We start from the raw sequence: 7,134 nt of genomic DNA on the forward strand, positions 1-7,134 counted from the left end.
CTCCTCTGACGGTCACGACCGCGAGTGCGGCCGGTGGTGTGTGCCGGCCGGGATGGCTCGGCCCAGCAGGCGTTCGGTCGCGCTCGCGGCGCGGACGGCGACACGACGCGCACCGGCGGTGCGCAGCGCGTCGAGCAGGTCGGCAGGCGGGCACTGCTCGGCGAGCAGCCAGCCCGGCCCGCCCGGCGCGTCGACCAGGTGCGCGAGGTCGGACGGTGCGAACTCGGCGACGGCGGCCTCCGGCATGCCGGGGGACCAGCCGTGGGAGGCCCTGTCACGGGTGTGGCGTTCGAGGACGGTGGTGAACCGCGCACCGGTGTCGGCCCAGTCGAAGCGGGCGGCCCAGTCACGGCAGCCCGCGGCCACCCGGTCCGCCGCCACCGGGTCGGCGAGATCGGTGAGCACCCGGTGCAGGATGTCGGCGACCGGCTCGCCGGGCAGCAGGTGCCACCCCGTCTCGTCGTGCCGCACCGAGTCACGCAGCCCCGGCACGTCCCGGCACACCGTCGGGACACCGTGGGCCGCCGCCTCCAGCACGGCCAGGCCCCAGCCCTCGCCGTCGGACAGCGTCACGTTGAGCCAGGCGCGGCCCAGCAGCTCCGACTTCACCGCCTCGGTGACCCGGCCGTGCACGGTGACCGCCGCGCCGACCTCGGGACCGAGTCGTGCCACCCGCGCCCGCAGCGCCGCTTCCTCCTGGCCGCCGCCGATCACGTGCAGCCGCAGGTCCGGTACGCGGGGCAGAAGCCCGGCCACGGCGTCGATCAGGTGGTCGACGCGTTTCTGCGGCACGAGCCGCCCGAGGCAGACGATGGTGGGGGTGGCGGCGCGCGGCGGGAGGTCATCGGGTGCCGCGGCGTTGCCGTTGGGCACCACGTGCACCGGGCCGCGCCAGCCGAGCCGGGTGCGCATCGCGTCCACTGTGGATGGCGAGACGGCGACGGTCGCCGCCCTCCGGTACACTCGCCGGGCGGCCGGGCCTTCCAGCCACCGCCCGACCGCGGCGAGCCACGCCGGGAAGTGCACGCCGAACTGGTCGGTGTGCACGTGGTGCACCACCTGGAGCACGCGGGCACCGCCCACGGCCAGCGGGGTGAAGAACGGGATGCCGTTCTGGCAGTCCACGACCATGTCGATCCGCCGCCTGCGCAGCAGCAACCACAGCAGCGCCAACGGGTACACGGTCCACCGGCCGCCGAGGCGCCGCACGGCCACCGCGCCGTCCCAGTCGCGGGCGCCCTGCCCGGCGTCCCGCGCGGTCAGGTAGGTGACCTCGTGGCCGCGGCCCGCCAGGGCATGCGCGACCCGGGTCGCGTACGTCTCGGCCCCGCCCGCCTGCCGATGACCGAGGTCACGCCAGTTCACCACCACGACACGCATCTACGCGGCCTCCGGCACGAGCAGTGGCACCGGGCAGGTCTCGGCGTCGAGGAGGGCGCGGATCCGGCTCAGCTCGGTGAAGCTGCGCATCCCGTGGCGCAGCGGGTCGAACGTGGAACCCGCGACGTCGATCCACCGCACGGGCACCTCCTCGATGACCGCGCCGAGCCGCTGTGCCCTGGCGAGCACCTCAACGTCGAAGGTGAACCCGGTGGTGCGCAGTGGTTCGAAGGCCGCGAGCGCGACGTCTCTCGTGAAGAACTTGAAGCCGCACTGGGTGTCGCCGACGCCGGGGACCAGCGAGCGGACGGCGCGGCGGAACGCCCAGGCACCCATCTGCCGCAGCACGCTGTGCCTGGCCCGCACCTGCGAGCCGGGGTGGGCACGCGAGCCGACCACGATGTCCGTGCCGTGCCGCAGGCGGTGGAGCACGGCGGGCAGGGCGTCGACGCTCGCGGCCAGGTCCGCGTCGCAGAACCCGACGAACCTGCCGTGCGCGGCGAGCACACCCGCACGCACGGCGGCTCCCTTGCCCCGGTCCGGGCAGTCCATGAGCCGGACCGGGAAACCCTGGTCGCGGACGAACTCCGCCGTGCGGTCGGTGCTGCCGTTGTCCACGACGATGATCTCGGCGGCCAGACCACGCAGGGCGAGGCCCAGGCCGACGAGACTGCCGGGCAGGCGCCGTTCCTCGTTGAAGACGGGCACCACCACGGACAGCTCCACACCCGCACGGCGCATCAACGAGCCTCCAACGCTGAGACACAGGTCACACGGGCCTGAGGGCGCTCACCGTAGATGAGGAGACCGGGGCGCGGGACGCGGATGAGAAGGCCGGACCCGGAGTTGCCGCTGAGAGGCCTAACCAGTACGACTGTTCGGCCTAACGGAGGTACATATCCCCGGCTCACCGGCACAACCAACATTGTCCGCAAGTACAAACCCGCCTCCCCGGAACCTTTGAGTGTTGGTCCCGACCCAGCGACACCTGCGGACCGCGGGCGGTGGGTGGTTGCGTGGCGTCACGTTCCCCTGAGGTAACTGCTGGTGGGGTGCGAACCTTCGTACAACGATCCACGGGGCTGGCTCTAACCGCTGAGTCGGACGCTCTCCACGGCCAGGTACAGCTCGGCGATTCCTCGCGGGTCGCCCAGGTCGCGGCCGGTGAGTTCCTGCACGCGCCGGATGCGGTACCGGACGGTGTTGGGGTGTACGAAAAGCCGCTCTGCCGCGTCGCGCGCCGAGCCGTGCTCGGCGAACCAGGCGTGCAGGGTGGCGAGCAGCACGTCGCGTTCCGCCGCCGGAAGGGCGAGCAGGTCGGTGAGCACGTCCCTGGCCAGCTCCCTGGCCAGCTTCGGCGCACCGGCGACGAGCGTGCTGACGGGTCGTTCACCGAAGCCGATCACGCCGGTCTCGCCCTCCGCGAGGCACGCACGTGCGATGCGGGCCCTGCCCAGCGCGGCAGGCACCAGCGGCAGCCCCGACACCGGCGGGCTCATGCCGACCGAGGAAGCCGCGCCTTCCAGAGCCTTCCGCAGCGCCCGCAGGTCCGCGGTGCGCCCGACGGCGACCACTCCCACCTCGCCGTCGGGCAGCCGCCGCCACACCGAGCGCAGGTCCCCGAACCCCACCACGCGGGACAACCCGAGCGTCGCGTCCGAGTCGCCGTAGACCACGACGAACGGCCCGGCCATGGGGAGCTGCAGGACACGCGCGGCGTCCTCGAACTCCTCCTGCTTGGTGAACCGGCCCTCGAGCAGGCTGTCGACGACCGCGAGCCGCGCCTTCTCGTCGTACCGCGCCGACTCGGTCGCCACCTCGGTGTAGGCGTCGGCGATCACGTCCGAGAACGAGTCGATGATCTGCCACACCATGGCGTTGACCGGGATCAGCTGTTCCGGGGTGAGCACCCTCGGCGGCGCGACCCGGTCGATGATGCCCTCGTACGCGAACGTGCCCGCGATCCGGAACGCCCGCAGCACCGCGGAGAGCGGGATGCCGAGCCGTGCCTGCGCGCGGCCGGTCTTGCGGACGGTCTCCAGGTCCACCTCGCGTTCCTCGATGAACGCGGCGAACGCGCGGCCGAGGTTGACCTCGCACACCTTGCGCAGCTCCCTCGGTGACGAGGCGTCGAGCCTGCGGTAGAACTCGTCCTTCTCGCCGAGGAGGCCGGCCAGCTGGTCGGCCAGCTCGGGCAGCCTGTGCACCTGGCCACGCACGATCTCGACCAGCTCGGCGGGCAGTGGCACCAGCGGCACCGACGTCATGGGGGCGACCATCCGAGCAAGTTAACTCCCGGGGACGCCGCCGCGTTAGGCCACGCCGTCTGAACCGATGTAGAGAACGCACCGCGAGTGCGCGGTCATCAGGAGTGCGGTGATCACCAGTCGTCGTTGCGGTCCAGCGCGTTGTACGCCGTCTCCAGCGGCGCCCAGCCGTTCGTGGTGTCGTGCGGCTCGTCTTCACTTGAATGCCAGTACCGCAGGTTGAACTTGGCCCTGCCGGGACCGAGCAGCCGGATGTTGGTGTGCGAGATGTCGTAGTCCGCGTCAGGCAGGTACCGGTACTTGTGGTCGGCGTGGTAGCCCTTGTCGATCCCGGAGTCGTAGTTCACCGTCTTGTCCTCGTCCGACCCCGCGAAACTCCAGTCCGTGCCAGCGGCCCAGTCCTGGTCGAGCCGGTTCGCCGGTTCGTGGAGCACGTCCATGAAGGTCGAGCCGGGCACCATCGAGTCCCACTGGGTGCTGTCGTACTTGTCCTTGTCGATGATTCCCTGGTGCGGTGTCGCGAGCGTGACGATGTCGCTGACCTTCAGCTTGCCCTTCGGGAAACCCTCCCAGCCCTTCGCCGAGCCGAGCATCGCCACCCGCGACACCAGCCCGCCCATCGAGTGCGCGACGATCTCGATCGACTCGCCCTTGCTCGTGTGGTGGTCGTAGACGTAGTTCGCGAACGCCGCCGCCACGTGCTTGATCCGGGTGCCGGTCGTCGCGTTCGCGACGTCGACGTCGCACTTGGTGTCACCCTGGTAGTAGGCGACGGTCTTCAGCGACTCCCGGCCCTGCTTCTTGAAGTGGTCGACCGCGTTCGCCCACAGCGACTCGCAGTCCGAGCCCCCGCTGTCGTTGTACCCGTGCACGAAGTACACCGTCGGCGCGGCCGCCGCGCTCGCCTGCGCCGGCGCCGCCATGCCCGCCGCCACGAGTGCCGTCGCGAGCAGAGTTGTTCGCAGCTTCATGTCCCCTCCAGGGACGGGCGCATGGCTGCCACGAAACCGACCGGGCGTTGACGGGTGACACATCGGCCGCGACAGGACTCCATCGGAACCCGTCCTCGGTCTTCGATTGTCAAGGCGATCATCAACGCCGTACCCGATGGTGCCACAAGCTCGCCGGGCCCGTGGGTCGTTCGCGGAAAGATCCGGACCGGCCGTGTCAGGATGGCCCCGTGCGTGATGATCACCGCGGGTGGTGGCGGGTGCCGGTCGTGGTCGCGGTACTGCTCGGGCTGGGCGCAGTGGTCGCCTGGCAGGTGAACGACGCGCTCGGGCTGTCGGTGCGGGACGTCGACGTGCCCGCCGAGCACCTGACCGCCGCGCCGCCGAAGACCGCGGTCGCGCCGCCCGCCGTGACGGGGATCGTGGTGCCGCAGGACCGGCGCGTGCGCAAGGCCGCCGACGCGGTGGTCGACGCGTTCGCCGCGAGGGGCGTCACCCCGCCCGCGATCGGCGCGACCACCGGTCCGGTCCTGCGGGTTCGGATCGAGCCCGGGTTCCCGGGCGGACCGGAGGCCTACCAGCTCCACCGCGCGGCGGACGGCATGGACGTCGTGGCCGGTACCGGCGGCGGGGCGGCGGCGGGGCTGTACGCGATCGCCGACCGCGTCCGCTCCGGAGCCGAGGTCGAGGCCGACGGCCGGACCACAGCACCACGGCTCGGGCTGCGGCTGACCGACCTCGGCGGCGTCGGCCTGCCGGACGAGGAGGCCAGGTACCGCACCGACGACTACTCGCTGAACTCCGACGTCGTCGGCGCCGCGATCCTGCCCGGCGCGCCCTACGTCGACACGGCCGCCGTGGCCGAGATCGCCACCGAGTTCCGCGCGCACGTTGACCATTCGCTGGCGCTGGGCTACAACGCGGTCGTCATCCCCGGGTTCCTCGAGTACGTCACCTTCCACGACCTGGGCGTGTACGCCGACGGCGACCAGCACGTCGCGAGGGCCGAGGCGATGGCGGCCGCGTTCGGCCCGGTCTGGCGCTACGCCGCCGACCTGGGCATGCGGGTGTTCCTGTCCACCGACATGCTCGCGCTCTCGCCACCGCTGCGGTCCCATGTGGAACGCGCGGTCGGCGGCCTCGACACCGAGGACCCCCGGCTGTGGCGGATCTACCAGGCGGGTCTCACCGAACTGTACGACCGCATGCCCTTCCTGGCCGGGATCATGGTCAGGGTCGGCGAGGGCGGCGCGGTCTACCAGCTCCCCGGCTGGGACTACACCTCGGAGATCGCCGTCACCACGCCTGCCGCCGTGCGGACGATGCTGCGGGCGTTCCTCGCGGTCGCGGAGAAGTCCGGCACCGAGGTCATCTTCCGCAGCTGGAGCGTGGGCATCGGCGCCGTCGGCGCACTGCACACCAGCCGGGACGCCTACCTGGAGGTACTCGGGGACCTGCACGACGACCGGCTCATCGTGTCCACGAAGTACACACTCGGCGACTTCTACAGCCACCTGCCGCTCAACGACACGCTGCTCGTCGGCGACCACCGGCGGATCGTGGAGTTCCAGTCCCGCAGGGAGTTCGAGGGCTTCGGCGCGCTGCCCAACGACCTCGGCGTGCTCCACCAGCTTGCCCTGAAACGGTTCCTGTCCGGCAACCCGCACGTCGAGGGCGTGTGGACGTGGGCGCAGACCGGCGGTCCCCTGCTGGCAGGCCCGCGCACACTCACCCTGCGGGCCGGGTTCTGGCAGCTGTACGACCTCAACACCTACGTCACCGGGCGGCTCGCGTGGGACCCGGACCTCGACCCGGCGCGGGCGACCGCCGACTGGGCGCGACGCACGTTCTCCGACGACGCCGGCACGGTCGCGGCGATCGGCCAGGCGATGGCCCTGTCACGAGAGGCCGTGACCACCGGGCTCTACATCGGACCGTACGCGGACAAGGCAGTGCGGGCGCTGGGACTCGAGCCGCCGCCGATGATGTGGATCTTCGAGTGGGACATCCTGACCGGCGACAGCGCCGCGCTCGACACGATCTACGCGGTCAGCGGCGACCGGATCGACGAGGCCGTCCGCGAGGGCGCCACCGCGGTCCGCGACGCACGCCGGATGCGGGACCTCGTCGAGGACACCGACCCTGCGACGTGGCGGGATCCCGCGCTGCGTCAACGATTCCTCGACACACTCGACTACCAGGCCGACCTGTTCACCACGCTCGGCGCCTACCGCACCACCGTGCTGCGGCACGTGCAGTGGCTCGACACCGGCTCCGCCGCCGCCCGCGACGCCTGGCACGCCGCCGAGGACCGGTACGCGGTGGCGAGCGCCGAGCACGTCCGCCGCTACGGCGACGACCTCGACCTGCCCGCCTACCACCTGACCGCCGCCGACCTCGGGCTCGACCGCGCCGAGCGGGACGAGCCGATGGCGTGGCTCGCACGCGGTCTGCTCGTCACGGTCCTCGCCACGCTCGCCCTGGGTGCGACGCGGCGGAGGCCTGCCGCCCTGCACGCCCTGTGGACCGGCACGACC

Annotated in this window: 5 protein-coding genes; 1 reads left to right on the forward strand and 4 read right to left on the reverse strand. The window is 71.9% G+C overall.

Annotation, left to right across the window (positions count from 1 at the left end; genetic code table 11):
• Nucleotides 1-12: 12 nt before the first annotated feature.
• The 4 genes from WBA97_RS28545 to WBA97_RS28560 all read right to left on the reverse strand — a co-directional run bounded on the left by WBA97_RS28545 (nucleotide 13) and on the right by WBA97_RS28560 (nucleotide 4,618).
• Nucleotides 13-1,380 (reverse strand): glycosyltransferase family 4 protein, encoded by a 1,368-nt coding sequence (locus WBA97_RS28545; RefSeq protein WP_424234040.1) that lies wholly within the window; start codon nucleotides 1,378-1,380, stop codon nucleotides 13-15.
• On the reverse strand, nucleotides 1,381-2,121 hold the full coding sequence (locus WBA97_RS28550) for a dolichyl-phosphate beta-glucosyltransferase (RefSeq protein WP_424234041.1): 741 nt from the start codon (nucleotides 2,119-2,121) through the stop codon (nucleotides 1,381-1,383).
• 347 nt (nucleotides 2,122-2,468) lie between these two features.
• Entirely contained in the window at nucleotides 2,469-3,659 is a 1,191-nt protein-coding gene (locus tag WBA97_RS28555) for a PucR family transcriptional regulator (protein ID WP_424234042.1), read from the reverse strand.
• Nucleotides 3,660-3,760: 101 nt separating this feature from the next.
• Nucleotides 3,761-4,618 (reverse strand): esterase/lipase family protein, encoded by an 858-nt coding sequence (locus WBA97_RS28560; protein ID WP_424234043.1) that lies wholly within the window; start codon nucleotides 4,616-4,618, stop codon nucleotides 3,761-3,763.
• A gap of 209 nt (nucleotides 4,619-4,827) precedes the next feature.
• Between WBA97_RS28560 and WBA97_RS28565 the strand changes: the two genes are divergently transcribed.
• The coding region (locus tag WBA97_RS28565) for a hypothetical protein (protein WP_424234044.1) at nucleotides 4,828-7,134 on the forward strand (2,307 nt) is incomplete at its 3' end.

Source organism: Actinophytocola sp., assembly GCF_049647105.1.
Taxonomy (GTDB): Bacteria; Actinomycetota; Actinomycetes; order Mycobacteriales; family Pseudonocardiaceae; genus Actinophytocola.

Excerpts from the sequence above, each read along its gene's own strand:
- WBA97_RS28545 (WP_424234040.1), bottom strand. The coding sequence starts at position 1,380 with ATGCGTGTCGTGGTGGTGAACTGGCGTGACCTCGGTCATCGGCAGGCG.
- WBA97_RS28550 (WP_424234041.1), bottom strand. The coding sequence starts at position 2,121 with ATGCGCCGTGCGGGTGTGGAGCTGTCCGTGGTGGTGCCCGTCTTCAAC.
- WBA97_RS28555 (WP_424234042.1), bottom strand. The coding sequence starts at position 3,659 with ATGGTCGCCCCCATGACGTCGGTGCCGCTGGTGCCACTGCCCGCCGAG.
- WBA97_RS28560 (WP_424234043.1), bottom strand. The coding sequence starts at position 4,618 with ATGAAGCTGCGAACAACTCTGCTCGCGACGGCACTCGTGGCGGCGGGC.